This window comes from uncultured Microbacterium sp. (genome assembly GCF_963521695.1).
Lineage (GTDB): Bacteria > Actinomycetota > Actinomycetes > Actinomycetales > Microbacteriaceae > Microbacterium.
In genome coordinates this window covers 1-26,773 of sequence record NZ_CAUQWC010000015.1, presented here as the reverse complement: position 1 = coordinate 26,773, position 26,773 = coordinate 1, and the positions used below count along the sequence as shown (strand labels likewise).

Annotated in this window: 20 protein-coding genes and 1 tRNA gene; 12 read left to right on the top strand and 9 right to left on the bottom strand. The window is 70.0% G+C overall.

Annotation, left to right across the window (positions count from 1 at the left end; translation table 11 throughout):
* Positions 1-66 precede the first annotated feature (66 nt).
* The 3 genes from RWP81_RS02305 to RWP81_RS02295 are packed head-to-tail and all read left to right on the top strand — an operon-like array spanning position 67 to position 3,013.
* Positions 67-1,203 (top strand): glycosyltransferase, encoded by a 1,137-nt coding sequence (locus tag RWP81_RS02305; protein WP_314451852.1) that lies wholly within the window; start codon positions 67-69, stop codon positions 1,201-1,203.
* Positions 1,200-2,204, top strand: a complete 1,005-nt coding sequence (locus RWP81_RS02300) for a hypothetical protein (RefSeq protein WP_314451849.1) — start codon at positions 1,200-1,202, stop codon at positions 2,202-2,204. The genes RWP81_RS02305 and RWP81_RS02300 overlap by 4 nt, the downstream gene beginning before the upstream one ends.
* Positions 2,201-3,013 (top strand): galactosyltransferase-related protein, encoded by an 813-nt coding sequence (locus RWP81_RS02295; protein WP_314451847.1) that lies wholly within the window; start codon positions 2,201-2,203, stop codon positions 3,011-3,013. The genes RWP81_RS02300 and RWP81_RS02295 overlap by 4 nt, the downstream gene beginning before the upstream one ends.
* A 162-nt stretch (positions 3,014-3,175) precedes the next feature.
* Here the strand turns inward: RWP81_RS02295 and RWP81_RS02290 are convergent, their stop codons facing one another.
* The 4 genes from RWP81_RS02290 to RWP81_RS02275 all read right to left on the bottom strand — a co-directional run bounded on the left by RWP81_RS02290 (position 3,176) and on the right by RWP81_RS02275 (position 8,048).
* Positions 3,176-4,858 (bottom strand): glycoside hydrolase family 13 protein, encoded by a 1,683-nt coding sequence (locus tag RWP81_RS02290; RefSeq protein ID WP_314451846.1) that lies wholly within the window; start codon positions 4,856-4,858, stop codon positions 3,176-3,178.
* A gap of 27 nt (positions 4,859-4,885) precedes the next feature.
* Positions 4,886-5,707, bottom strand: coding sequence for a carbohydrate ABC transporter permease (locus RWP81_RS02285; protein WP_314451854.1), 822 nt, complete (start codon positions 5,705-5,707; stop codon positions 4,886-4,888).
* A 116-nt stretch (positions 5,708-5,823) separates the two neighbouring features.
* Positions 5,824-6,738 carry a sugar ABC transporter permease gene (locus RWP81_RS02280; RefSeq protein WP_314451844.1) on the bottom strand — a complete coding sequence of 305 codons (915 nt, stop codon included), beginning with the start codon at positions 6,736-6,738 and terminating at the stop codon, positions 5,824-5,826.
* A complete protein-coding gene (locus tag RWP81_RS02275; protein WP_314451842.1) occupies positions 6,735-8,048 on the bottom strand; it encodes an extracellular solute-binding protein in 1,314 nt (437 codons plus the stop codon). The genes RWP81_RS02280 and RWP81_RS02275 overlap by 4 nt, the downstream gene beginning before the upstream one ends.
* Before the next feature lie 114 nt (positions 8,049-8,162).
* On the opposite strand from RWP81_RS02275, the gene RWP81_RS02270 reads away from it, so the two are divergent.
* Both RWP81_RS02270 and RWP81_RS02265 read left to right on the top strand, forming a co-directional pair.
* On the top strand, positions 8,163-9,389 hold the full coding sequence (locus RWP81_RS02270; RefSeq protein WP_314451840.1) for an ROK family protein: 1,227 nt from the start codon (positions 8,163-8,165) through the stop codon (positions 9,387-9,389).
* Between the two features lie 213 nt (positions 9,390-9,602).
* Positions 9,603-10,886 (top strand): alpha-amylase family glycosyl hydrolase, encoded by a 1,284-nt coding sequence (locus RWP81_RS02265; protein WP_314451836.1) that lies wholly within the window; start codon positions 9,603-9,605, stop codon positions 10,884-10,886.
* A gap of 232 nt (positions 10,887-11,118) precedes the next feature.
* Here the strand turns inward: RWP81_RS02265 and RWP81_RS02260 are convergent, their stop codons facing one another.
* Both RWP81_RS02260 and RWP81_RS02255 read right to left on the bottom strand, forming a co-directional pair.
* Positions 11,119-11,769 (bottom strand): response regulator, encoded by a 651-nt coding sequence (locus tag RWP81_RS02260; protein ID WP_314451833.1) that lies wholly within the window; start codon positions 11,767-11,769, stop codon positions 11,119-11,121.
* A complete protein-coding gene (locus RWP81_RS02255; RefSeq protein WP_314451830.1) occupies positions 11,766-13,409 on the bottom strand; it encodes a sensor histidine kinase in 1,644 nt (547 codons plus the stop codon). Before RWP81_RS02255 ends, RWP81_RS02260 begins: the two co-directional genes overlap by 4 nt.
* A gap of 168 nt (positions 13,410-13,577) precedes the next feature.
* On the opposite strand from RWP81_RS02255, the gene RWP81_RS02250 reads away from it, so the two are divergent.
* The 3 genes from RWP81_RS02250 to RWP81_RS02240 all read left to right on the top strand — a co-directional run bounded on the left by RWP81_RS02250 (position 13,578) and on the right by RWP81_RS02240 (position 17,163).
* Entirely contained in the window at positions 13,578-15,104 is a 1,527-nt protein-coding gene (locus tag RWP81_RS02250) for a CitMHS family transporter (RefSeq protein ID WP_314451828.1), read from the top strand.
* A gap of 149 nt (positions 15,105-15,253) precedes the next feature.
* Entirely contained in the window at positions 15,254-16,480 is a 1,227-nt protein-coding gene (locus tag RWP81_RS02245; protein ID WP_314451825.1) for an acyltransferase, read from the top strand.
* A 122-nt stretch (positions 16,481-16,602) separates the two neighbouring features.
* Positions 16,603-17,163 (top strand): flavin reductase family protein, encoded by a 561-nt coding sequence (locus tag RWP81_RS02240; RefSeq protein WP_314451822.1) that lies wholly within the window; start codon positions 16,603-16,605, stop codon positions 17,161-17,163.
* Between the two features lie 87 nt (positions 17,164-17,250).
* Here RWP81_RS02240 and RWP81_RS02235 read toward each other — a convergent pair whose 3' ends face one another.
* Positions 17,251-18,138, bottom strand: a complete 888-nt coding sequence (locus RWP81_RS02235; protein WP_314451819.1) for a DUF808 domain-containing protein — start codon at positions 18,136-18,138, stop codon at positions 17,251-17,253.
* Positions 18,139-18,471: 333 nt separating this feature from the next.
* Between RWP81_RS02235 and RWP81_RS02230 the strand changes: the two genes are divergently transcribed.
* The 3 genes from RWP81_RS02230 to RWP81_RS02220 are packed head-to-tail and all read left to right on the top strand — an operon-like array spanning position 18,472 to position 20,056.
* The gene (locus RWP81_RS02230) at positions 18,472-19,062 is read left to right on the top strand and encodes a molybdopterin-dependent oxidoreductase (RefSeq protein ID WP_314451817.1); all 591 of its coding nucleotides are present in this window, start codon (positions 18,472-18,474) and stop codon (positions 19,060-19,062) included.
* Positions 19,059-19,796, top strand: coding sequence for an FAD-binding oxidoreductase (locus tag RWP81_RS02225; protein ID WP_314451813.1), 738 nt, complete (start codon positions 19,059-19,061; stop codon positions 19,794-19,796). The genes RWP81_RS02230 and RWP81_RS02225 overlap by 4 nt, the downstream gene beginning before the upstream one ends.
* On the top strand, positions 19,796-20,056 hold the full coding sequence (locus RWP81_RS02220) for a DUF6510 family protein (RefSeq protein WP_314451811.1): 261 nt from the start codon (positions 19,796-19,798) through the stop codon (positions 20,054-20,056). Before RWP81_RS02225 ends, RWP81_RS02220 begins: the two co-directional genes overlap by 1 nt.
* Before the next feature lie 109 nt (positions 20,057-20,165).
* Here the strand turns inward: RWP81_RS02220 and RWP81_RS02215 are convergent.
* Together RWP81_RS02215 and RWP81_RS02210 are read right to left on the bottom strand one after the other, a co-directional pair.
* Positions 20,166-20,254, bottom strand: a tRNA-Ser gene (locus RWP81_RS02215).
* A 101-nt stretch (positions 20,255-20,355) separates the two neighbouring features.
* A complete protein-coding gene (locus RWP81_RS02210; protein ID WP_314451808.1) occupies positions 20,356-21,645 on the bottom strand; it encodes an LCP family protein in 1,290 nt (429 codons plus the stop codon).
* 295 nt (positions 21,646-21,940) lie between these two features.
* On the opposite strand from RWP81_RS02210, the gene RWP81_RS02205 reads away from it, so the two are divergent.
* The coding region (locus tag RWP81_RS02205) for a family 16 glycoside hydrolase (RefSeq protein ID WP_314451805.1) at positions 21,941-26,773 on the top strand (4,833 nt) is incomplete at its 3' end.

Here is a 26,773-nt window from a genome sequence, read left to right as displayed (position 1 = left end):
ACTCGACGGAGTGCGCGCCGCGCACGTCGCCGTTTACCGCCGTGCGCTCGCGGCGGAGGTCGCCGCGTGATCCGCGGGACGCGGCCGCTGAGGGTGCTCGTCGTCGCGCCCTCGCGCTACCCCCTGCGCCAGCCGCACGCCGGCGGTCTCGAGGCGTGCGTGTGGGACCGCGTGCGATGGTTGCGCGCCCGGGGCCATGAGGTCTCACTCTGCGCCGCCGACGGTTCGGATTTCCTCGGTGACGTGGCCGAATTCCGGCTGCCCGTCCCCGAATGGACGCGCCCCGAGCACTCGTCGGACACCGAGTACCCGGAGGGGTACGCCGCCGACGTCGACGCCGCCTACGACGCCGCCCTCGACCGTCTCATGGCCGACCGCCATCTGTACGACGTCGTCGACAACCACAGCCTGAACCCCGCCCCCATCCGGTGGAGCCGCACGGCCGACATCCCGGTCGTCACGACCCTGCACACCCCGCCGCTCGAGCCGATGCTGGAGGCGGCGGCGGAAGTGGTCGACAGCCCGCACCGCTTCGTCGCGGTGAGCCAGGCCACCGCCCGCGCGTGGTCGATCGAGGGTGTCGACGCATTCGTCTTCCCCAACGGCATCGACACCGATCAGTGGACGCGCGGCGAGGGAGGGACCTCGTGGGTGTGGTCGGGTCGCGTGGTGCCCGAGAAAGCCCCTCACCTGGCCATCGAAGCCGCACGCTCGGCCGGCGCCCACATCGTGCTCGCGGGGCGCATCGGCGACGCGGACTACTTCCAGCAGGAGATCGTGCCCCGTCTCGGCACCCACGCGCGCTACGTCGGGCCGCTTCACCAACCGGACCTCTGCCGCCTGGTGGGGTCGTCGGCCGTCGCCCTGGTCACGCCCATGTGGGAAGAGCCCTTCGGACTCGTCATCGCGGAGGCCCTCGCCACCGGCACGCCGGTCGCGGCCTTCGACATCGGAGGGGTATCGGAAGTGCTCGCGGGGATGCCGGGATCGGAGACGGTCATGCCCGGCGACGTCGTCGCCCTCGGACAGGCCGCGGCCCGTCTCGCCGCGGAGGGTGCACGCGAGCCCCTCACGCGCGTGTGGACGCGTCGGGCGGCCGTGCAGCAGCACTCGCTCGCCCAGCGCTACCGCGAGGTCGAACGCGTGCTCACCCACACCGCTCAGCCCGTCGCCGCGCGGCGCGTGCCGGCGGTGTCGTGGTGATCGGCTGGTACGTCCACCATCACGGCTTCGGTCACGTCTCGCGGTTCCTCGCCGTGCAGCCGCACCTGCGCGCACCGGTCATCGCGTTCTCGTCGATGCCCCGACCCGCCGAGCTCGCGGCCGACGTCGAGTGGGTGCTACTGCCCCCGGATGCCGAACCGTTCAGCGCCCCCGACGGCACGCGGGTGGACCCTCGCGACGCCGAACCCACGGCCCGCGGCCACCTGCACTGGGCGCCGCACGGTCACCCGGGCCACCGGGAGCGGCTCGCGACGATCGCCGCGACCGCCGCATCCCGTGGTCTGCAGACATTCGTCGTCGACGTGAGTGCCGAGGTCGTGGCCTTCGCGCGGCTGCTGGGTGTGCGGACGGTCGCGATCACCCAGCCGGGTACGCGCACGGACGCCCCGCACGCCCTCGCCTACGGCCTGGCCGACCGCATCGTCGCACCGTGGCCGGAGGGTGCCGTTCCCACGCCGGGGCTCACCGCGCACACCGACCGCGTCGCGTGGACGGGCGGGATCTCGCGCTTCGACGGACGAGCGGACCGCCGCCCCGTCGATGAGCGTCGGGTGCTGCTCCTCGGCCAGGTGCTGTCCGCGGACGTTCGCGACGAGCTCACCCGCCGCCTGAGCGAGCGGGGATGGAACGTCACGTCCGTCGGGCATGACGACGCCTCGCGCGTCGACGACCCCTGGCCCCTGCTGACGGGGAGCACGGTGGTCGTCAGCGCCGCCGGGCAGAACAGCGTCGCCGACCTCGCGGCATCCGGTGCCCGAGCCGTCGTGATCGGACAGGACCGTCCCTTCGACGAGCAGCGAGCGACCGCCGAGGCCCTCCAGACGTGGGGGCTGGCTCGGCGGGCCGACAGCGAGGTGTCCGCCGAAGAACTGGTCGACCTCGTCGAGCGGGCGGCGGGAGACACCCCGGACTGGGCCCGGTGGCGAGTCGGCGGCGCCGCCGCGCGGATGGCGGCCGTCATCGAGGAGACATCGCCGTGAAGACCGCCGTCATCACCGTCGCCTCGGCCGCACGCCGCGAGCATCTCGACCGGCAGCGACGCGTGCTCGCCGAGGTGGCGGGCGACACCGTGCGCGTAGAGGCGTGGCTCGACGAGACGCCGCCCGACGGCATCCCGGATGCCGGCACCCTGACGCTGCACGTGCCTCCCGGGCAGTCCGGACTGCGGGTGGGCGAAGGACGCAACCACGCGGCGGAGGTCGCGATGAAGGCGGGCGCGGAACTGCTGGTGTTCCTCGACGTGGACTGCCTGCCCGGGCCCGACCTGCTCTCCGCCTATCGCGACGCCGCTGCCGCGCACCCGGAGGGGCTGCTGGCGGGCGCGGTGACCTACCTCGCGAGTGTGCAGCGCCCCGATCACGCCGCCGACCTGCCCTTCCTCACCCGGCCGCACCGGGCGCGACCGTCTTTGCCCGCCGGGGAGACCCGGGCGGCGTCCGATACGGAATACGACCTGTTCTGGTCGCTGTCGTTCGCCGTCACGCCTTCCACCTGGCACCGCGTCGGAGGTTTCCATCCCGGGTACGAGGGGTACGGCGCCGAGGACACGGACCTCGCCTGGACCGCTCGCGCGCGGGACGTCGAACTGCGGTGGGTGGGCGGTGCGGACGCGTACCACCAGTGGCATCCGGTGTCTTCTCCCCCGTGGCAGCACCTCGACGACATCCTGCGCAACGGCGCCGCGTTCCACGAGCGGTGGGGCGTATGGCCCATGGGCGGATGGCTCGACGCGTTCGCCGCGGCCGGGGCGATCGAGCACCGGGGCGAGGACTGGGTGCGGGTGCGCTGAGGCGCGGCGGACGACACCGGTCGAGCGTCCACGACACGCCGGAGCTCCGCGAACCGACCGGCGTGTCTTGGACACTCGACCCTGCTTTTCGCGGCAGGCGCGGGCGCGCGAAAGCCCCGGCGCACGCGGCACCGGGGCTTTTGCGGCGGGGCGGGCGGCAGGTCAGGCGCGACGCAGCCAGACCGTCGTCTCGCCGGGGAGGGCGTCGCCCTCGAGCTCGGTGCTCGACAGCAGCACCTCGCCCGCGGGGAGCGCGACCGGCTCGGTGCCGAAGTTCGTCACGACGGTCCACCCGTTCGGACGCGCGAAGGCCACCACATCGTCGCGGTCGACCTCGACCCACTGCAGCTGCTCGCCGGTCTGCAGCGCGTGCCGCAGGTCGAGAGCTCGCCGGTAGAGCGACAGCGTCGACGCCGGGTCGCCGTCCTGGCGGTCGACGGCGTACGCACCGAACCACTCCGGCTGCGGGAGGTGGGCACCGGCCGATCCGAAGCCGAACGCGGGGCCCTCGTCGCTCCACGGCAGGGGTACGCGGCATCCGTCACGACCGAGGTCGACGCCGGGGCTGCGGAAGAACGTCGGGTCCTGACGCTGCTCGTCGGGGATCTCGGCGACCTCGTGAAGACCCAGCTCCTCGCCCTGGTACAGGTACGCCGAGCCGGGCAGGCCCAGCACGAACAGCGCCGCCGCGCGGGCCCGGCGCTCACCGCGCGCCGCGTCGAGCACCGGCGTCCGACCCCCGGAGAGCAGCCATTCGTTGCCGTGCTTGCGCGTGGGACGCCCGTCGTCGCCGCGCTCGGCATCCGGGAGACCGTAACGCGTCGCGTGACGCACGACGTCGTGGTTGGAGAGCACCCACGTGGTCGACGAGCCGGACTGCCCGGCAAGCTCGAGGTTGTCGGCGACGATTCGACGGAACTGGCCCGCGTCGAAGTCGGCCTCGAGGAGGTCGAAGTTGAACGCCTGTCCCAGGCTCTCGATGCTCGCGTACAGGGGCACGCGGGAGGGGTGCACCCACGCCTCGGCGACGGCCGTGCGCGGCGGGTCGTAGGAGTTGAACACCGCGCGCCACTCGGCGTAGACCTCGTGCACGTCGTCGCGGTCGATGAGGGGGTGGTTGCCGTCCTGCGGCATCGCGTCGAGCTCCGCCTGCGAGGGCAACGGCTCCGTCAGGTCTTTCGTGAGCATGTGCGCGACGTCGATGCGGAACCCGTCGACGCCCCGGTCGCTCCAGAAGCGCAGGGTCTTCACGAAGTCCGCGCGCACCTCCGGGTTGGTCCAGTCGAGGTCGGGCTGCGACACGTCGAAGTTGTGGAAGTACCACTGCCCGTCCTCGACGCGCTCCCAACCCGCTCCGCCGAACACCGAGACCCAGTCGGTGGGCGGCTCGGTGCCGTCGGGTCCGGTGCCCTCGCGGAAGATGTAACGCCCGCGGGCCGCCGAGCCGCCACCGGCGGCCAGCGCCTCCTGGAACCAGGCGTGCTTGTCGGAGGTGTGGTTGGGCACGATGTCGACGACGACCCGGATGCCGTGGGCGTGCAGCTGCGCGATGAGCTCGTCCATGTCGGCCAGCGTCCCCAGCCGCGGGTCGACGTCGCGGTAGTCGGCGACGTCATACCCGCCGTCGGCGAGGTCGGAGGGGTAGAAGGGGCTGAGCCAGATGGCATCCACCCCCAGCTCCGCCAGGTACGGCACGCGCGAGGTGATCCCGCGGATGTCGCCCAGGCCGTCGCCGTCGGTGTCGGCGAAGCTGCGGGGGTACACCTGGTACACCACGGCCTGGCGCCACCAGTCGGGGGCGTCGGTGAGTTCGCGGGTCTGCACGGAGGGTGCGGCGGTGGTCACGGTTGTTCCTTTCGGGGGGATGGGTGCTCAGCCCTTGATGGCGCCCTGCGTGACGCCGGCCATCACCCATCGCTGGGTGAAGAGGTAGGCGACGATCGCGGGGGCCATGGCCATGAGGTAGGAGGCGAAAGCGACGTTGTAGTTGTTGCTGAACTGCGTCTGGAAGAGGTTCTGCCGCACCGGAAGGGTCTGCAGAGCCGGGTCGCTGATGATGAGCGAGGGCATCATGAAGTCGTTCCAGGCGTAGAGGAACGCGAAGATGCCGACCGTCGCGCTCATCGGAGCCAGCAGCGGGAAGATCAGCTGCCAGAAGGTCTGCCAGGTGGTCGCGCCGTCGATGCGCGCGCTCTCTTCGAGTTCGAGCGGGATCGAGCGCAGGAACGCCGTGAACAGCAGCACGCTGAAGCTCAACTGGAACATGGTGGCGAGGATGATCACGCCCAGGGGGTTGTCGAGTCCCACCCGCCCGGTCAGCTGGATCTGCGGCAGAGCCACCACGGGGAACGGGATGAACATGGCCGCGAGCAGGTAGAAGAACGAGTACCGGAAGAGCTTGCGGTCCCAGTTGCGAGCGATGGCGTATGAAGCGAAGGCCGCCAGGATGATCGTCGCCACGACCGTTCCGGCCGTCACCAGGAGGGAGATCGCGAGGCCCACCGGGAACCTCGTCAGCGTCCACGCCTGGACGAACCCGTCGAAGCTGATCGGCGAGGGGAACGAGAAGGCGTTGCCGTCGACGACCTGCGTGCCGCTCTTGAGCGCCATCGAGACGGTGACGTACAGCGGCAGGAGCACCGTGAGGGAGCACAGCACCAGGATGGTCGTCGTCGACCAGTTGATGCGTTCCATGCCGACGCGACGCACGCGTCGCCGCGAGGGGCCGTCGCCTCGGTCATTCGTACCCTGGCGGCCGGGGACGGCGAGTTCCGCCTGCTCGAACGCGAGCGCGGGCTGGTTGAGAGCGGTCATGACAGGGTGTTCCTTCCCCGGGTGAGGGAGAGCTGGAGGAGCGAGATGACGATGGCGACGACGAAGAACAGCGCCGCGTTCGCCATCTGGTAGGCGTAGTCGCCGCCGTTGAAGCCGAGGATGATCGACATCGCGACGCTGCGGGTCGCGGTGCCGGGACCACCGCCGGTGAGGCCCACGATGATGTCGTAGGCGTTCAGGAAGCCCTTGAATCCCAGGATGATGTTGATGACGACGTACCCGGCCACGAGCGGCAGGGTGATGCGCAGCAGCTGCTGGGTCTTGCTCGCCCCGTCGAGGCCGGCGGCCTCGTACACGTCGCCGGGGACCGACAGCAGCCCCGCGATGTAGATGAGCAGCGTGCCGGGGACCGCCTGCCACGCGGTGACGATGACGATGGCGACCCACGCGAGGTCGGGGTTCGCGAGGAGCGAGGTCTCGAGCCACGGGATGCCGAGCGACGCTCCGGCCTCGGGCACCGAGTTGCTGAAGAGAAAGTTGAAGACGTAGGCGATGATGATGCCCGAGATCACCATCGGGATGACGAAGACCGTGCGCAGCGCCTTCTTGAACCGGATCTGGGAGGTCAAGCCCACCGCCAGCAGGAACGCCGCCACGTTGACGACGATGACCGTCGCCACCGAGAAGCCGAACGTGAACAGGTAGGCCTGCAGGATCGCCGGGTCGCTGAAAATCGCGATGTAGTTCGTCAGGCCGGTGAAGTTCCACTCCCCGAGCCCGATGGAGTCGGTGAAGCTGAAGAAGATGCCGATGATCCCCGGCACCGTGATGGCCAGGGTGAACAGCACCAGTGTCGGCAGCAGGAACAGGTAGTAGATCGGCTCCACGCGGCGGGTGCTGCGACGCGCGGCCGCCTTCCCGCCCGTGACGATCGTGGTGGTGGTGCTCATCGCGCGTCCTCCTCGACGGCTGCGTCGGTGGTCGAGGCCGGCGGCTGGCGGAAGGCGAGCCGCGACCAGTCCTCATCCATGGTGCGCAGCGTGCTCTCGGGCGAGGCGCCGAAGATCATCGCCTGCGCGTAGTTGAAGGTGGGGATCGTCTTGGGGACCAGCACCGAGGCGCCCTGGTAGATGCGCCCCTCGTCGTAGTAGGGGATCATCCCGGCGACGCGGGGGTCGCTCGGCGACGGCGCGTCCTTCGTCGGCGCGAAGCCGAGCTGGGACTCGTTGTAGGCCTCGATGATCTCGGGCGTGTACAGGTACTCGAGGAAGTCGCGCGCGGCGTCCTTGTGCCGGGAGGCCTCGGGGATGATCGCCGCGAGGTCCATGTTCACCCGCACCGCGAGGTCGTCGGGGTCGTCGGTCATGGGCAGCGGGAAGGTCCCCACGGGCAGGTCGGGCGCGGTCTTGGCGATCTCTCCGAGCGCCCAGGGTCCCTGCAGGTACATCGCGGCCTCGCCCTGGGCGAACGCGAGATTGCCGTCGCCGTACGCCCGGCTCTCGGCATCCGGGTTCGTGTAGTCCCGTGCGAGCTCGAGCATGCGATCCATCGGCTCGGTGAAGTCCTTGGCGAACGAGACCTGCGACTCGGGCCCCACCTCGGCGCCCTCCGCGGCGAGGCCGTCGAAGAAGTCGAGGACGTCGAGCGAGCCGCCGACCGAGTAGTCGTACCAGCCCTGCGCCACGGTCCAGTCGTCTTTGAAGGTGCCGTAGAACGGCGTGATGCCGTTGGCCTTCAGGGTGTCGGAGACCTGCAGCAACTCGTCGTAGGTCGTCGGGACGGAGAGGCCCAGCTGCTCGAAGATCTGCTTGTTGTAGATCACCGACGCGGCCATCACCGAGTACGGCAGCGCGCTCGTGCGCCCCTCGCACGAACCGTACTGGTCGAGCAGCGGCTGCAGATCTTCGCGGACGGTGCCCGCCGCCTCGGTGCCGCTGAGGTCGCTCAGCGCGCAGCGCTGCACGAAGCGGGCGACCTCGTAGTTGTAGTTCGCCAGCATGATGTCGGGCGGGTTGCCGCGCACGAAGCTCGCCGAGACCACGTCGACACCCGAGCTGTCCATCTCGACGCGCACGCGGTCCTGCGACGCGTTGTACTCGGCGACGACGTCGTTCATGAACGTCAGCGCCTCACGCTTGCTGAAGGTGAAACGGATGGTCTCGCGTCCATCGGACGAGCACCCGGCGAGCATCGCCGCTCCCAGCACCCCCACGGTGGTCGCCGCGACCCATCGTCGCCCCGCCCTGATCTTCGTCGACACCTTCTGCCTCCTCCGCCGCACTGCGAATATGTTGTATCAGCCAGTAAATCTACTCGCCAAATCAATGTCGTGGAGGCAGTATTGCATCGGACGCGAAAGGGGTCAAGAGTGACGATGGATGCCACCACGACGACGCCGTCGCTGCGCCGCCACAACCTCGACACGGTGCTCGGCCACGCGTGGGACGCCGAGGCGTTCACCGCCAGCGACGTGATCGCCGCGGTCGGACTCACGCGATCGACGGCGATCGACGTGCTCGACGAGCTGTCGGCCCGCGGACTCCTCGCCGAGATGCCGAACGCCCGCGCGGTCGGCGAGTACTCCAAGGGCCGTCCGGCGCGGCGCTTCGCCTTCCGCCCGGAAGCGGGGGTCGTGGTCGGCGTCGACGCCGGTCGCGGACACCTCTCCGCCTCAGTGGCCGACTTGTGCGGTCGCACCCTCGGCGCCTCTCGATTGACCGTCGACCCCGAGCTGGACTCCCCCGAGAGGCGCCGGCGGGCCGCGGAAGCGACGGTGGACGCCGCTCTCACCCGCGCGCGACGCGCGCGCGGCGACATCGTCGCCCTGTGCGTCGGGGTGCCCGCCCCCGTGAACAGGGCGGGCCGGTCGCCGGAACACCACGACGGGTTCTGGGCCCGCATGAACCCGGACTTCGTCGACACCTTCGCCGCCTGGGCACCGCTGGTGCGCGTCGAGAACGACGCCACCCTCGCCGCCGTCGCCGAGCGTTCGCACGGTGCCGCCGTGGGCTGCGACGACTTCGTCGCCCTCCTTGCCGGCGAACGATTCGGCGCGGGCATCTGCATCGACGGACGCCTGCTGCGCGGCACGCACGGCGGGGCCGGCGAGACGGTGGCCTTCGATCGCGTCGAGGGGGTCGGTAGCGCCTTCGGGCTCGCGCCGCGGTGCGTCGACGCGGCACGAGCCGCCCTGGCATCCGGTTCGCTGCCGGCCGACAGCGCACTGCGGCAGGTCGATCCCGAGACCCTCGAGGCCAAGACCGTGCTGGACCTGGCAGCGGCGGGCGACGCCGGAGCCCTTGCGGTCGCGCGCGAGGTCGGTGGGGCGCTCGCGGGGGTCGCGGCGGTGTTCGGCAGCCTGTTCGACGTGGAGCGCGTGGTGGTGTCGGGTGCGATCGCCGCCGGTGCAGGACCGATCATCGCGGCCGCGATCGACGCGATCCCCGACTCGTTGCACCTCCCGCCGCCGACGATCGTCGCCTCGACGCTCGGGGCCGACATCGTCTCGATCGGGGCGGTGGCCGCCGCGGTCGAAGCCGCGCGCACCCGCGCGCTGGATCTCGCCGCCTTCGCTCTTCCGGAGGACCGGGCGCGGGCGTGAGCGCTCCCCAGCCCGTTTGAGTGTCCAAGACACGCCGCACCGGCTCGAGACGGACGGCGTGTCTTGGACACTCAACGTGCTCTTGGGGCGGCGTCGGGGAGCGGGCGGGGGAGGAGGGCGGAGGAGGAGGGGGCTGCAACCCCCGCAGGTCGGGACCTCGGCCCGGATAGCGTCGAATGGTCCGGCGCCGACCCGCCGAGCGGAGGAGATCCCATGCCCACGTGGCCCGAACACGTCATCTGGTGGCACGTCTACCCGCTGGGCTTCGTCGGAGCGCCGATCCGCGACGGCGTCGATCCGGATGCCGAGCCCGCGCACCGTCTCGAACGCCTCGAGCCGTGGCTCGACCACGTCATCTCGCTCGGGCTCAACGGTCTTCTGCTCGGGCCCGTCTTCGCCTCCGAGACCCACGGCTACGACACCGTCGACCACTTCCGCATCGACCCGCGTCTGGGCGACGACGGAGACTTCTCGCGGCTGGTCGCCGCGGCGCGGGAGCGCGGCATCCGGATCCTGCTCGACGGCGTCTTCAACCACGTGGGGCGGGGGCATCCGGCATTCGACGCCCTCACCGAGGACGGGCCGCATCTGTTCCGGGGAAGATGGACCGACGGGCGGTTCGAGGCCGACGTGTTCGAGGGTCACGACGCCCTGGTCGCACTCGATCACTCCTCCCCCGCTGCGGTCGACCTCGTCGTCGACGTGATGTGCCACTGGCTCGACCGCGGGATCGACGGATGGAGATTGGATGCCGCGTACGCGGTGCCGTCGTCGTTCTGGGCCGAGGTTCTGCCGCGGGTGCGCGAGCGCTTCCCCGACGCGTGGTTCCTCGGCGAGGTGATCCACGGGGACGCGGTCGAGATCGTCCGCACCTCGAGCATGGACTCCCTCACGCAGTACGAGCTGTGGCAGGGCGTCTGGCACGGCATCGCCGACCGCAACCTCTTCGAACTGAGCCACGCCATCGAGCGACACGACGCGCTGCTCGCCACGTTCGTCCCGCAGACCTTCGTGGGCAACCACGACGTCACCCGCATCGCTTCGGCCGTAGGCGCGGACCTCGTTCCGCACGCTCTCGCGGTGCTGTTCGCCGTGGCCGGCACGCCCTCGGTGTACGCCGGCGACGAGTTCGGCTGGACGGGTGTCAAGGAGGAACGACTCGGCGGTGATGACGCGGTGCGACCGGCCTTCCCCGCGCACCCCGGCGAGATCGAGCCCGATGAACGGATCCTGCAGGCCCACCAGGCGCTGATCGCGCTGCGGCGGCGGAAGCCCTGGCTCTGGCGCGCGCACACCGACGTCGTCGAGGTGTCGAACTCCGCCGTGGCCCTGCGCACGGCCGTGGGCGACGACGCGGTGGTGGTCGCGTTGAACATCGGTGAGGAACCTGTGTCGCTGCCGGTCGCGGACGGCGGCGTGCTGGTGGCCGGGGAGGGTGCGCCGGCGGACGGCCGCATCGCCCTCGGCCCGCGCGGGTGGGCGGTGCTGGAAGCGTGAACGCGGCGGGCTGACCCTCGCACCCGGCCCCTCACGCCGAGGTCCCTGAGCCTGTCGAAGGGACCGGGACCCGCAGCATGCCCGGAGGCTTCGACACGCTCAGCCACCTCCGCATGCAGAATGCCCGGAGGCTTCGACAGGCTCGGCCACCTCCGCATGCAGCCCGGAGGCGTCGACAGGCTCAGCCGCCTCCGCACCGCACTGCGGCGAGGGATCTCACCGCGTTCGTGAATCAGGCGCCGGCGCGGAATCGGTGCTCGGGGCGCCCGGTCGCGCCGTACCGCAGACTCACCTGCACCAGACCCCGCTCCGCCAGCGTCGTCAGGTGACGCTGCGCGGTCGCACGCGAGACGCCGGTGCGCTCGGCCACCTCCGACGCCGACGCCTCTTCGGCTCCGAGTGCCGCCAGCACCGTCTGCTCGGTCGCCGAGCGGGCCAGCGAGGGTCCTTCGCGCTCCCCGCGCATGACGGATGCCGCGCGGTCGATGTCGTCCTGCGTCAGGGGTCGAGTGCTGGCGAGGAGGTTGCGGTAGCGGGCGTAGCGGTCGAGCCGCTCCGCCAGCACCCGCGTGTCGAAGGGCTTCGCGAGGTAGGCGAGGGCGCCGGCGGTGAAGGCACGGCGGACGGTCGCGGCATCCGTCGCCGCCGACAGCACGAAGGCGTCGACGCCCGCCGAGCGCACCAGCTCCACCCCGTCACCGTCGGGCAGGTACACGTCGGCGAGCAGGAGGTCGGGGCCGTGCGTGGCGAGGGCTGTGCGGGCCTCGCCGATCGTGCGCGCGGGCTCGAGCGCGACGAATCCGGGGCGGCTCGACACGGCGTCCCGGTGGAGCCCGGCGACGCGGAAGTCATCGTCGACGACGAGGACACGGATGTCGGTCATTCGGCGTCTTCCTCTCTCAGTGCGGGGCCGTGGTCGGTGCGGCGCAGGACCCCCGGAAGGCGCGCGGCCACGACGGCCCCCCGTCCGTCGCCGCCGGGGTCGACGATCCACACGTCTCCGCCGCGACGCCGCGCGAATTCGCGCGAGAGGGGCAGGCCGATACCGAGGCCGTGCACCGCGGCGGGGTCGTCGGAGCGGTCGCGAGCGGCGAAGACGGCGTCGACGTCGGCGATCCCCCCACCGGTGTCGGCCACGGTCAGCACGACGGCGTCACCGTCGCCGAGCACCGCCACCTCGACCTCGCGGGGCTCGGGAGCGGATGCCGTGGCGGCGACGGCGTTGTCGACGAGGTTGCCGAGAACGGCCACCACGTCTTCGACGTCGTCGACGGTGCCGCGGAGGAAGGTGTCGTCGGAGACCCGCAGCGCCACTCCCCGCTCACGGGCGGCGAGCGCTTTGGCTCCCACGAACGACTGGAGCATCGCGTCGCCGACGAGTTCGATGCCGGGGACCGCCCAGTCGACCGAGCCGCGATCGACGAGGTCGGCGAGGAAGGCGCGGGCCTCGTCGGTGCGGGCGGCGTCGAGGAGTCCGACCGCGGCGTGGAGGCGGTTGGCGTTCTCGTGCCGTTGCACCCGCAGCGCGTCGCCCATCGCCCGCACGCTGTCGAGCCTGCCCAACAGCGCGGCCACGTCGGTGCGGTCGCGCAGCACCGCCACGCGTCCGAGCGTGCGAGAACCCCGGCGCACCGGGCGGACGTCGATGAAGACCACGCGGTCGCCCACCGGCAGCCCGGTGCTCGACCCGGCTCCGGCGAGCGCCGCGGTCACGACGGGCGCGAGAGCGAGGTCGGCGAGGGGTCGGCCGACGGCATCCGTTATTCCGAGCAGACGTTCGGCGGCGGCGGTGCATACGCGCACGACCCCCGCGTCGTCGACGGCGAGGACCCCCTCGTCGGCGCTCTCGAGCACGGCGGTCTGGGTCTGCACGAGGGCGGCGAGTTCTTCGGGCTGCACGCCGAGCGTGAGCCGTTCGAGACGGCGACGCATCAGCAGCGCGACGAGCGCACCGATGGCGACGGCGAGCAGCACCGCGACGGCGATACCTCCGAGCAGGCTGGGCAGGTCGTCGAAGACGCTCGCCCGCTCGAAGCCGACGCTCACCTCCCCCACCGGAGCGCCGCCGTCGGGCGGGTAGACGGGGACCTTTGCCCGGGCCGACTCCCCCAGCGTCCCGACCTCCCACGTCACGACCTCCCGGCCCGCGAGCGCGTCGGCGAAGCTCGTGCTGACGACCTGGCCGAGGCGGTCGGGATCCGGATGGGCGAGACGGATGCCGTGATCGTCGGTGATGACCACGAACAGGCCCTCCGTGCGGTCGGTGACGTCGACGGCGTACCGCTGGAGTACGCCGTCACGCAGGGTCGTGGCATCCGGGGTCCCGGGGTCGGCGGAGAACTCGGCGACGAGGTCGCGCACCTGCGGGGACTCGGCGACGGATCGCGCGATGTTCAGGGCCGACGAGTCGGCCTCGGCCTTGAGCTGTTGCACCCCGAGACCGGCGAAGACGGCGGTGCACACGGCGACGACGGCGACCTGGGTGGCGACCTGCACGACCAGCATCCGCGTGGCGAACCGCATGGCGCACCTCTCCTTCGAGCGGGATGACCCGTGCGCGAAATGCGCAGAACTCACGGTACGCGCAAAACCCCGCGCAATGCGAGCAAGAGCGCGCCGGGAGGGGTCGGATCCGTAATGTCGCCGCATCGAGAGCGCGAGAGCCGCGCCCGTCCCGACGAAGGAGTCGCGATGACCCCCCTGATCCTTGCGGCCGAAACGGCCGAGTACCCGGTGGCCTACACGCCCGCCGACGGGGTGCTCGTGGCCCTCGGCTTCCTCATGGTCCTGTCGTTCATGGCCCTGATCATGACGCGGCGCATGACCCCGATGGTCGCCCTCATCGTCGTCCCGACGGTCTTCGGCCTCATCGCCGGCGCGGGCTTCGGCCTGGGCGACATGGTGATCGACGCGATCGGCAAGATGGCGCCGACCGCCGCGCTGTTGCTCTTCGCGATCATGTACTTCGGCATCATGATCGACGTCGGCTTGTTCGACCCGCTCATCCGCGTGATCACCCGCTTCCTCGGCGACGACCCCGCCAAGATCGTGCTGGGCACCGCGATCCTCGCCGGTGCCGTGTCGCTCGACGGCGACGGCTCCACCACCTTCATCATCACCACCTCGGCGATGCTGCCGCTGTACCTGCGCCTGGGGATGAGCCCCGTCGTGCTCACCTGCGTGGCCGGCCTGATGAACGGCACGCTCAACATCGTGCCGTGGGGCGGCCCGACCATCCGCGCCGCGACAGCACTGGGACTGCAGCCCACCGACGTGTTCGTGCCGATGATCCCCTCGCTCCTCGCCGGCCTGGTGGTCGCGCTCACCTTCGCCTGGTTCCTCGGCCTGTCCGAGCGCAAGCGCCTGGCAGGGTCTGTCGACACCTCCAAGTTCGGCACCCCCGGCGTCTTCGGCCGCCTCGGCGGCCCGGCCCTCGTGCGCGGCGCGGAGCCCAAGCCCGGCGCCGTCGCGTCGCTGCGCACCGGCAACGTCGTCACGGTCCGTGGCGGTCGCGATGCCGTCGCCGCCCCGCAGCTCGTGGACGTCGTCGACACCGCGATGGCCGACACCATGCTCGACCCCAACCGCGCGACGCTGCGACCGAAGCTCATCTGGTTCAACCTGGCGCTCACCGTCGCGGTCATGGTGCTGCTGGTGATGGACATCTTCCCGCTGGCGTTCGTCTTCATGGTCGGTGCGGCCCTCGCCCTCATCGTGAACTTCCCGAAGCTGCGCGGCCAGGCCGACGAGATCGTCGCCCACGCCCCCAGCATCGTCGGCGTCGTGTCGATGGTGCTCGCCGCCGGCGTCCTCGTCGGCGTGCTCAACGGAACCGGCATGGTCACCGCGATGGCCGCGTGGATCACCGAGGTCATCCCGTCGTCGATGGGTCCGTTCCTCGCCGTCATCACCGGTGTGCTGTCGATCCCGTTCACGTTCTTCATGTCGAACGACGCGTTCTACTTCGGCATCCTGCCGGTGCTCGCCGAGAGCGCCGCGAACTACGGCATCGCTCCGGTCGAGATGGCTCGCGCCTCGATCACCGGCCAGCCCGTCCACCTGCAGAGCCCGCTGGTCCCGGCGATCCTGCTGCTCGTCTCGCTCGCCGGCGTCAACCTCGGCGACCACCACAAGAAGGTGCTGTGGCGCGCGACGGTCGTCTCGCTCGTCATGCTCGCCGTCGGCGTGCTGGTGGGGGCTGTGCCGCTGCTGCGCTGAGCCCGTCGGAGAAGGGCCCGGATGCCACGGCATCCGGGCCCTTCTCCGTTGTGTACGCGTGAATGATCCCGTGCGGGTACCCGCGCGTTACATGTCCGTGATGCCGAGTCCCTATGCTGACCCGGGGCCATAGCCAGGGGGAAGAACATATGAACAGCGATGCCACGAAGACCGAGCCGCCGTCGACAGCCGGTTCGCGCAGGATCGAGGGCCTCGACGGTCTCCGCGGCGTCGCCGCGATGGTGGTCGTCCTTCTGCATTCGCTGCTGCTGTCGGACTCCTTCGTCACCCCTTTCGCTGACCCGCGCCCCACGACCTCGCCCGACGAGGCGATGTGGTGGCTGACCCACACCCCCCTCCACCTGCCGTGGGAAGGGTCGGTCGCCGTCTTCGTGTTCTTCGTGCTGAGCGGCTTCGTCCTGTGCCTCCCGGCCCGTCACTCGCGGATGAACTGGCGCGCCTACTACCCGAGCCGCCTCGTGCGGCTCTACATCCCCGTCTGGGCCTCGGTGGGGGTGGCGTTGATCTGGATCTACGCGCTCCCCGACCTCGTCGAGGGAAGCCGGTTCCTGCAGATCCACATGGATCCGGTTCCGCTCGGCATCCTGCGCGACCTGATCCTCATCGTCCCGGCGCAGCCGGGGATGACGAACACCGTGCTGTGGTCGTTGAAGTGGGAGATCATCTTCTCGCTGCTGCTGCCGCTGTTCATCCTGTTCGCTGCCAAGTGGCGCCGCGGCCTCGCTCTCAAGGTCGTCTTCGTCCTGGCGCTGTTGATCGTCGGTGCGTACGAGGGACCGATCGAGCGCCCCTACGCGCTCGGCGTCCTCTTCCAGCTGCCCATCTTCGCGCTCGGCTGCCTCATCGCCTTCGAATGGGACCGGCTGACGGCGCTCCGCGACCGGCTGCGCAACCCCACGCCGGTCTTCGCCTGGCTGGGCGTCCTGACCGTTCTGCTCATCACCAGCTACTGGATGGTGTTCGCGCTCCCGCTCAGCGAGGGCGTCCTCGGCCTCGTCGCACCGATGACCCGGGTGCTGCAGGTGCTCGGGGCCGCGCTCCTCGTCATCCTCGTCATCCTCTCGCCGGGCCTGGGCGCCGCCCTCAGCGTGCGCCCGCTGCGCTGGTTGGGCACGCGGTCGTTCAGCCTCTATCTCGTGCACGAGCCGATGATCGTGGCGTTCGGTCGGTTGCTGCCCGAGTCCATCAACCCCCTGTTCCTCTCGCCCATCGTGATCGTCGTCGCGCTCGGCCTGGCGGAGGTCTTCTTCCGCCTCGTCGAACGGCCCAGCCACGGCCTCGCGCGACGGGTCGCCCGCCGGTTCGGGTCGCCCAAGACGCCCCGGCCGAAGGTCGCCGAGGTCGAGTCGGCCTGATCCGGGCCGTCGCCCCGCGCCCGCGGATCGACCCTCACTCCGAGGCCTCGCAGCACGAACCGCGTTTCATCGTGTTGCGCCATCCCGCGCTGTTTCGTCCGCGAGCGCCTACCGTCGTAGGTATGAGCTCGCTTGCACACGGGACCCCCGACAGCACTCCCGCCATCGGCACGTCGGTGTCGGCCGACGACTTCAAGCGCGCGTTCCGCGGTCACCCGGGCGGGATCGCGGTCATCACGGCGTACGGCGAGAACGGCCCCGTGGCCCTCACCGCGTCGTCGGTGTCGTCGGTGAGCGCCGATCCGCCGCTGCTCATCTTCTCGGTGTCGGCGATGTCGTCGGCGACACCGACGATCATCGCGGCCGACACGATCGTCGTGCACCTGCTCGACGCCGAAGACATCTCGCTCGCCCGTGCGGGGGCGACCAGCGGCCTCGACCGCTTCGCCGACACCTCCGCGTGGTCGCGCCTGGCGACCGGTGAGCCCGTCTATCACGGCGTCCGCGCGTGGTTGCGGTGCAAGGTGGTCAGCCGCATGGATGCCGGGGGCTCCACCGTCATCGCCGCGCAGGCCCTGCAGGTCGATGTCGAACGCGACCTCGAGCCCGGCGAGGCGGGCGCTGCCCTGGTGTACTACAACCGCAGCTGGCACCGCCTCGGCGAGCACTCGCTGCTCGACTGACCCGGGCGTGCGCGAGGAGCCGGCACCGCCTCGGCGAGCACTCGCTGCTCGACTGACCCGGGCGTGCGCGAGGCGCCGGCACCGCACTCAGTGGGCGGCGGCAGCGCCCCGGCGGGTCAGGCGCGAGATGCCCGTCACCACACCCACGATGATGAGCCCCAGCGCGAGGCCGAACACGGCGGAGATCGCCGTCTCGACGATCCAGACCACGACCGGTCCCGCCGCCTCGATGGCGTGCGTCACGACGTGCACGACGTCGTACGGGCCCGACCAGAACGTCTCGGCGAGGTTCTGCAGCACGAGGTGCCCGCCGACCCACAGCATGGCGACCGTCCCGATGATGCTGATCACGCGGAACACCGCGGGCATGGATGCCACGATGCGCACGCCGAAACGGCGGACCTTGCGCGAGGGGCTCTTCATCAGGCGCAGGCCCATGTCGTCGAGCTTGACCAGCAGCGCCACCGCGCCGTAGACGACGACCGTCATGGTCAGGCCGATGACGAGGAGCGCGCCCAGCGTCATCCAGATGCCGAAGTCAGGGTCGAGGCCCGAGAGGGCGATCAGCATGATCTCGGTGCTGAGGATGAGATCGGTGCGCACCGCGCCCAGCACGAGCTTCTTCTCGTCGCGTTGGCCGTCGTCGTGCGCGCCGTGGTGCACGCCAAACCACTCGAGAACCTTCTCGGCCCCCTCGAAGCAGAGGAAGCAGCCACCGATGATCAGCAGGTACGGCAGCACCCACGGCGCGAAGGCCGTCAGCAGCAGCGCGATCGGGATGATGATGACGAACTTGTTGACGATGCTGCCGAGGGCGATCTTCCACACCACCGGCAGCTCGCGAGCAGGCGTGAGGCCCTGGACGTATTGCGGGGTGACGGCGGCATCGTCGATGACCACACCCGCGGTCTTGGCGCTGGCTTTCATGGCCGCACTGAGGATGTCATCGACGACGGCGAGCAGACCGACCGACATGTGGGCTTCTCCCGGGGGTGAGGGATGCGGCGCGTTCACGCCGCGGGATAACGCTAGCGGGTGCCCGACCGGGCCGCGGCGTGTGCGAGCCTCGGCGGGCGGGAGGAGCGGCGGGTGGGGGCCTTGGCGGGTGGGAGCCTTGGCGGGTGGGAGCCTTGGCGGGTGGGAGCCGCGGGTGCGAGCCGCGGCGAGGGGAGGAGATTCGGCCGGCGGAGGAAGGATCCCGGCCCATTCGTCCTCCGCCGCACGGATCTCCTCCGCTCGTCTGCCCCTGTCCCGCCCCCGAACGGATGGCTAGGGTGAATCCACGCACCGACCCGGCGAAGGGGTGCCATGTCATTCATCACCCGCGGCTTCGGCGGGCGCCGCCGCGAGCGCGATCCGCGACTGCCTCCCGGGCAGAGCCTGGTGGGCGACTGGCCGGTGCTCTCCGCCGGACCCACCCCCACCGTCGCCTCCGACACGTGGGAGTTCGCCATCGGCACCGAGAACGGCGTGCACCGGTGGGATCGCCCGCAGCTGGAAGCCCTCGGGGTCGAGGACATCACCGTCGACATCCACTGCGTCACGCACTGGACGAAGCTCGACATGCCCTGGCGCGGGGTGTCGCTGGACCGCATCTTCGCGCAGGTCGAGACGGCCCACCGCTTCGCGATGGTGCACTCCTTCGGCGGTTACACCACGAATCTCGCCCTCGACGATCTGCTCGGCGGCAAGAGCTGGATCGCCTTCGAGGCCGACGGCGAACCGCTGAGCGCCGAACACGGCGGCCCCGCCCGCCTCCTCGTGCCGCACCTCTACTTCTGGAAGAGCGCCAAGTGGGTCCAGGGGCTCATCACGATGCCCACCGATAAGCCCGGGTTCTGGGAGCAGAACGGCTACCACCCGCGCGGCGACCCGTGGCGCGAGGAACGGTACGGGTGAGCCACCGCGCGGCATCCTGGCACGTCGCGTCGGTCGTGCGCGTGCGTGCCGAGACGTCCACGGCCCGGCGCATCGAGCTCGAGGTGCCCACCTGGCCGGGCAATCACGCGGGGTCCCACCTCGACGTCCGCCTCACCGCACCCGACGGCTACCAGGCGAGCCGCTCCTACTCGGTGGCTTCGTCGGGTGAGGGCACCCGTGTCGTGCTCGCGGTCGACGAGGTGCCCGACGGCGAGGTTTCGCCGTTCCTCGTCCACGACCTGCGCGAGGGCGATCGCCTCGAGGTGCACGGCCCCCTCGGAGCGTTCTTCGTCTGGCTGCCGTCGCCGGACCCTGCTCCCGTGCAGCTCATCGCCGGCGGTTCCGGGGTCGTGCCGATGTATGCGATGGCGCACGCGCACGCCGCGAGCGACGATCCGGCGCCGTTCCGGCTGCTGTACTCGGTGCGCTCCCCTCGCGACGTGTTCTTCGGCGACGAGTTGCATGCTCTCGCCGACCGTGACGACCGCCTCCGCGTCGACCTCGTCTACACCCGCGCCGCCCCGCCGGAGTCGCCTACCGCCCCCGGCCGGCTGACCGCCGAGAGCCTGCGCGCCGCCGTCATCCCCGCCGATCGCGAGCCCCGGATGTTCGTGTGCGGACCGACGCCGTTCGTCGAAGCCGTATCGCGCTGGCTGCTGGAGGCCGGGCACGCTGCGGCGCGCATTCGCACAGAGAGGTTCGGAGGCTCGTGATGACCCTGCTCGATGGCAACGCCCTGGCCGGGCGACTAGACGACCTTCTCGGATGGGATGCCACGGCATCCGAGGTCCGCTGCACGCACTGCGGCCTGCGGGATCTGCTCGCGACGGCCGTGGTCTACGCCTCCGCCATGGGGACGGTGGTGCGCTGCCGCACCTGCGACGCGGTCCTGCTCACCGTCGTCGACGCCCCCGACGGACGCTCGTGGCTCGGGATGCCGGGGCTCACTGCGCTGGAGATGCGGCGGCGCTGACGGTCGCGCGACGCCGCTCACAATGCGTCGCCGCGCTCGGCTGTCGGTACGTCGTGACGGAATCGCACCCACACGAGAAAAGCCCCGGCGAACCGGGGCTTTCTCACTGCGGAGACGGAGGGATTTGAACCCTCGGTCCCCGTGAGGGGACTCCACCTTAGCAGGGTGGTGCACTAGGCCGAACTATGCGACGTCTCCAGGTGATCGACGCCTTGCGGCTCGAACACACCCGTCCATACTAACCGGTCGCCACCCGGCATCCGAACCATGATCCGGATGCCGGGTGGCGCGGGCGTGGATCACTCGCGGACGTTGCCGTTGGAGCAGGTCGCCTGTGCCGCGGTCTGCCCGGCGATGCCGTCGGGCAGCACGATCGCCTCGGAACTCGGAACCGGGGTGGGCGAGGGGCTGTCGGCGGGCTCGGGGCTCGCAGTGTCGGCCGGTGCGGGCGTCTCGGCGGGCACCGGGGCGGCGTTCTCGTCGACCACGACGCCGTCGCCGTCGCTGAGGTTGCCCGACAACTCGAGCGGCTGGTTCGCGGCGAGCGCCGCCCACAGCGTGTCGGCGTCGTCGTAGTCGGGGACCACGCGGTTGGCGTCGTACGGGTCGGTGTAGGTCGGGTACTGGATGAAGACGATGTCGCTGAACGGCACGTCCTTCACCGCCGAGGCGATCTGCACCAGCGTCAGCGGGTTCGTCAACGACGTCGACGGGTCGACGTTGCGCAGCGCCGTCGAGGCGAGCTTGTAGAGGGTCGCGGGGTTCGACAGCACCTCCTGGCTCTTCAGCTTGTTCGCCAGACGCGACATGTACTGCTGCTGGTTCGAGATGCGTCCCAGGTCGCCGCCGTCGCCGACGCCGTGGCGGGTGCGGAGGAACTGCAGGGCGTCGAGGCCCTTCACCTGACGCATGCCGGCGGGCCAGTCGATACCGGTGTAGGGATCTTGGATGCCGTTGGCGATGCAGACGTCGACGCCGCCGATGGCATCCGTGATGTTGATGACGCCGCCGAAGCTCACCTTCGCGGCGAAGGGGATCTCGAGGCCGCTGAGCTCCGAGATGGTTCCCGCGACGCACGACAATCCACCGTAGAAATACGCGCTGTTGATCGGCTGCTTGGTCATCGCCGAACTCACATTGCCGTCCTGGTCGGTACAGGACGGAATCGGGACCATGAGGTCGCGCGGGAACGAGATCACCGTGACGCGGCGCGGGGCGTCGGAGATGTGCACGAGCATGTTGACGTCGTTGAGGGTGCCCTCGGCGTCGTCGCCCGAACAGCGGTCGCCGAACAGCTGAGCGAAGTCGGGTTCGCACTCGTCGGTGCCGACCAGCAGCAGGTTGACCCCGCCCTTCAGCTCGCCGAGGTCGGGCGGCACAGCGGGCTGCCCCTTGAGGTCGACGGCGTCGGCGGTGAAGCTGCGGGTGAGGTCGACGGCGGCGTACGCGAACACGGCGCCGCCCGAGACGAGGAGCACGGCGAGCACGATCGCGAGTCCGCGGAACAGCTGCGCGAAGGGGCCCGGCGACGACAGTCGCCCGTGGCGGGCGGCGGTGCGCTGCCCGCGCGGTGTGGTCGTCTTGCTCACTCGGGTCCTTTCGAGACGGATGCCACCGGCCCGGCAGCACGTCGACCTCGGCGGGGCCGCAGGTCGCAGTAATACTAGGGACGCACGGCTGTGAATGGCGTGAAGGCCGGCGGGCCGATCCGCGGTCGGGTCGAGCGAGTCTGGGCGGTCGCGGACGGTCGCGATGAGCACTGCTCGATTGTTCGTATGAGTTCGATACTGCTCGACCGTGTTCGTTTGTCTACCGGATAGCGCTCACCTGTGGTCTGCTACCGACGACCCCCGAATGGGCTTCCTTCAACGACGAGGACCTCCAATGACGAAAGCGTCATCCGCCCGGTTCGCCTGCGCCCTCACCGCCGCCGCAGCGGTGGTGATGGGATCGCTCATCGCACCCCCCACCAGCGCCGTCGCCGCGGGCGCCGACCCGGTTTCCGTGACCATCGACGGTGCCGACGTCGCCGCGGCGGCACAGAACCGCAACGGCCTCACGTTCAAAGGCTTCGGTGTCCTGACCGCGAACTCGACCAGCGCCCTGCTGCTGGACTACAAGGCGCAGCACCCCGAGAAGTACTGGGAGATGATCGAGACGCTGTTCGGTGGTGACCACCCCATTATGAACACGGTCAAGATCGAGATGGGCAACGACAGGAACACCTCCACGGGCCCGAACCCCGCGACGATGCGCTCCAGGGACGAATACCCCAACGTCCTGCGCGAGCCCGGGTTCCAGCTCGCGGCAGACGCGAAGCTGGTCGCCCACGGCGACGTGCACGTCAGCATCCTCCGTTGGCAGCGCCCGACGTGGGTGACGAACCATCAAGAGCAATACGTCTGGTTCAAGAACACCGTCCTCGCCGCCTACCGCGAGTTCGGCTTCATGATCGATTCCATCAATCCGGACACCAACGAGACCACCAACCCGGAGATCCAGCTGTACAAGGACTTCTCGGGATGGCTGCGCAACGACACCACCGGGTTCCAGGGGGCGGGCTCGACCGACCCGAACAACGGTTTCGCCTCGGAGGAGGAGCGCGAGCTGTACACGGCCATCGAGACCGTCGCCGCCGACACCGTCGGCACCCCTCCCGTCTCGTTCGGGAACGCGATGACCGCCCCGGCGGATTCGTCGCTCCGTGACGCCGTGGACGTGGTCGGCTTCCACTACTCCAGCGCCGATGACAGCGCGGGCAACATGAAGAAGGTGGCCGAGCAGCTGGACAAGGAGGTCTGGAACTCGGAGGGGCAGTCGACGTTCTCCAACTCGGCGGACCGCCCGAACAACAGCAACAGCGACGAGCAGGGCGGAGTCGGCACGCAGTTCGGCGGGACGAACAGTGCCCTCGAGATGGGCAACTGGGTGACCACCGGGTTCACCGCATCTCGCCGCACACTGAACATCTTCCAGCCCGTGATCGGGTCCTTCTACGACGGCTTCCAGTACTCCTCCAAGGAGTTGGTCAACGCCCGTGAGCCGTGGTCGGGGTGGATGTACTACGACGGCGGCCTGTCGGTCATCGAGCACTTCACCCAGTTCGCCACGCTCGGATGGGAGAACGACGACAACACCGCGGGTGTCTGGCGTGCCATCCCGAAGGCCTCCGGCAGTGAGCTGGGAACCGGCAACCCGCCGAGCGGCGCACGAGCGGGAGGGGCGTCGTACACCACCCTCGCCTCTCCGGACGCGTCGGACTTCTCGACCGTCATCATCAACGACAGCAAATTCACCAAGACGTACCGGATCACCGCGAAGGACCTCGACCTCGGTGCGGACAAGACCGCCGAGGTGTGGGAGACACGCGCAGCCGACGCCGGCGACGCGTACGACGCCAACTACCTGATCCCGGTCGCCGAGCTGCAGCCCGACGGAACGTCGACCTACACGGTGGAGGTGAAGCCCTTCTCCGCCGCGACGCTCACCACCCTGGACCACGCCACGACAACGAGCAGCGGAGCCATCGTGGCGAAGGACGGGTACGGCAGCTCCCTCCCGTCCAGCCCCGAGTACACCGACCCCGACGGTGGTCGAGATGTGCTCGACACCGACGCGAGCGGCGTGACCAACGGCGTCACGAACGACGACGTCCTGTACGCCGACGATTTCGAGTACACCGAACAGGGCACCATCAAGAGCTACGACCCCGGCTCGGGCCAACTCCTCGACACGGGTGAGAGCTTCCTGGAGAGCCGAGGAGCACGCCCCCAGCCGGAGGGTACGCCCGCCACCCAGCCGGAGGACCTGGGGGTGACCCCGCGCTACACGAACGACACGAACGGTGCGTTCGAGTCCGTCGTGACGACCGATCCCGCGCACCGCCGAGTCCTTCGTCAGCAGGTCGGTCCCGGCATGAACGGCGGCGCGTGGAACGGCGGCGACCCGAAAACGACCATCGGCGACGCGCGGTGGGCCAACTACACCGTCTCGACAGATGTCCTGTTCGAGGCCGGCGGCACCCCGTACGCCACGGTGGGCGCACGTCAGCAGGGTGGCACCGCCAACGGTCAGAACGTCTCGGCTGCCGAGTTGCGAGTGGACTCGACGGGAGCGTGGACGTTCATGCGGTTCGGCACGACCCTCGCCAGCGGTACGGTCGCCAACAGCGCCGCCGTCGCGTTCAGGCCGGGCACCGGCTCGTGGAACAACATCTCCGTGAAGGTGGCGGGATCGGTGTACACGGCATCCGTGAACGGGGTCGAGGTCTCCACCTTCACCGATACCGCGCCGCAGTCGGCCGGTCGGATCCAGTTGGGTTCGAGCTTCACCTTCGTCCAGTTCGACAACCTCAAAGTGGAGACCGTCCCCGGCTACACGCCTTATTACAGCTCGATCATCGACGGCATGCACCAGACCAGCTGGGACGACACCTCGGTCCCCGTGCTCGATTTCGACGCGAACTGGAGCCACGTCAACGGGCAAGGCATGTTCGAGTGGCAGCGCACCGCATCCAAGAGCACCGCCAGGGGCGCCACGATGTCGTACGCCTTCAGCGGCACGGGACTGGACATCATCGGCAGCAACCCCGGCTCCGCAACGCTGAACGTGACCGTCGACGGAATCCCCGTCGTCGCCGCCGCGCCCACGTGGTCGGCGGGAAGCGAGCGCACGACCTTCCAGCTCCGCGGGCTCCGCAACGGCGCGCACACCGTCGCGCTCTCCACGGCGAACGACAACTCCCTCAACGTCGATGCCGTCGGCGTGATCGAGGCGACCGCCGCCTCGGGGAAGGTCGACACCGCCGCGCTGGCGAAAGCCGTCGACTCCGTCGACGACGCGGTGGAGGCCGAGTACACACCCGAGTCGTGGGCGCTCTTCTCGGCGGCTCTGACCAACGCCCGCGCCGCTGTCGCCGACCCCGTCGCCTTCGGCCTCGACGCGGAGGGGGCTTCGGCCATCGCGGCGCGCCTGATCGCCGCCGGCGACCAGCTCACGCCGCAAGACGTGAGCCCCGACGTCCTCGATCTCGGCGCCCTGAGCATCACCTCGAAAGACCGGGCCCTCCCGAAGACGGTGAAGATGAACGGCGCCGATGTGCCGGTCACGTGGACGCAGGGATCGCTGGCCAGCGCCGCGGGAACGGCTGAGCTGGGGAGCTTCGTCGCCACCGGGCGTTCCACGCAGAAGGTCGACTCCGGTGTCTATCAGCGGATCACCGCACGCGTTCTGGTCGTTCCGGCCGACCTGGAGTACTTCATCGACTCCGGCTCGAGCGGTGCCGCCGCGGGCTCGGCATACGCCGCGGTCGCGGGTCGTGATGATCTGCGCAACGACAGCGCCGACCAGAAGTGGGATGGCAAGACCGCCGGCAAGACGTGGGGCTACGCCACGGCAGCAACCGCACTCGGCGCCGGGACTCCCCAGGATTGGGCATCGTCGTGGGTGGGGGCGGACTTCAACAAGCCCGTCACCTACTACCTGACGCTTCCCGCGGGCTCCTACAACATCGGTGCGGTCCAGGCACCACGGGCCGGACTGACGACCAACATCTACGCCAAGGTCACCGCCGGGTCGTCCTCGACCACGAAATCCGCCGTCTCGCAGGGCGCGGCGACGACCATCTCGCACTCCATCACCGTCGACGTCGACACCGTCGTCGCGGTGGAGTTCGGCACGACAGGCACCTCCGGCTACAACGCTCGCCTGGCCCTGCTCTTCGTGCAGAGCGTCCCGCGCGATGTGGGTATGCAGGGTGCGCTCGGGGTGAACGACGCCCTGCCCACGTCGGTCGAGGTCGCCGGATCGCAGAAGGCGGTGCAATGGGATGCCGTGTCCGCCGAGCAGCCGCGGAGCGAGTACTCGAAGCTCGTCCTGTCCGGACGCCTCTCCGACGGCGGCCAGAGCGTCGTCGCCTCCTACGAGATCGTCCCGACCGGCCTGGTCTACTACATCGACTCGGGTACCGGCGGAGCTGACTCCCCGCAGTACACGGCGGTGAAGAAGTCGGTGCCCGGCGTGATCAACGACAAGGTCGACCAGGTCTCGACCGCACCCACCCAGTGGGGCTACGTCGCCGACGGGATGAAGGTGAAAGGCAGCACGGACGTCAATGACAAGTCCTCGACGGGGCTCTACCAGGACACGACGAAACTGACGTACCGACTGCCCCTCGAGGCGGGCACCTACGCACTGACGGGAGGTTTCACCGAGTGGTGGGGCCTGAACCGCACGATGAACCACACCGTGTCCGCGCAGGGCGTCGAGCTGGCGAAGGGGAACGTCCCCCTGTCGGCGACGAGCACGCCGTTGTCCTCGACGCTCACTTTCACCCTCGACGAGGCCGCGACGGTGGAATACGTCGTGACCAACGAAGGTGCCGGGGGCGAGAAGCCCGTCATCTCGTGGCTCGCCGTCGCCGACGTGACCCCGCCCGAGCCCGAGCTGGAGGTCGCCGTGACCATGAGCACCCGGTGCGTCGCGGGGAAGGTCCTCGTCACGGCCACGGCCGCCAACGACGAGTCCGTCCCGGCAGCCGTGACGGTGACCACTCCCTGGGGCAAGAAGGACTTCGGTTCCCTCGACCCCGGCAAGAAGGCATCGGCCGCGTTCAGCACGCGCGTCGCGTCCATCCCCGCGCAGGCGGTGACGATGACCGCCAGCGCGGAGATCGACGGCCAGAAAGTGCAGCTCGCGAAGGAGATCGATGTAGCGGCG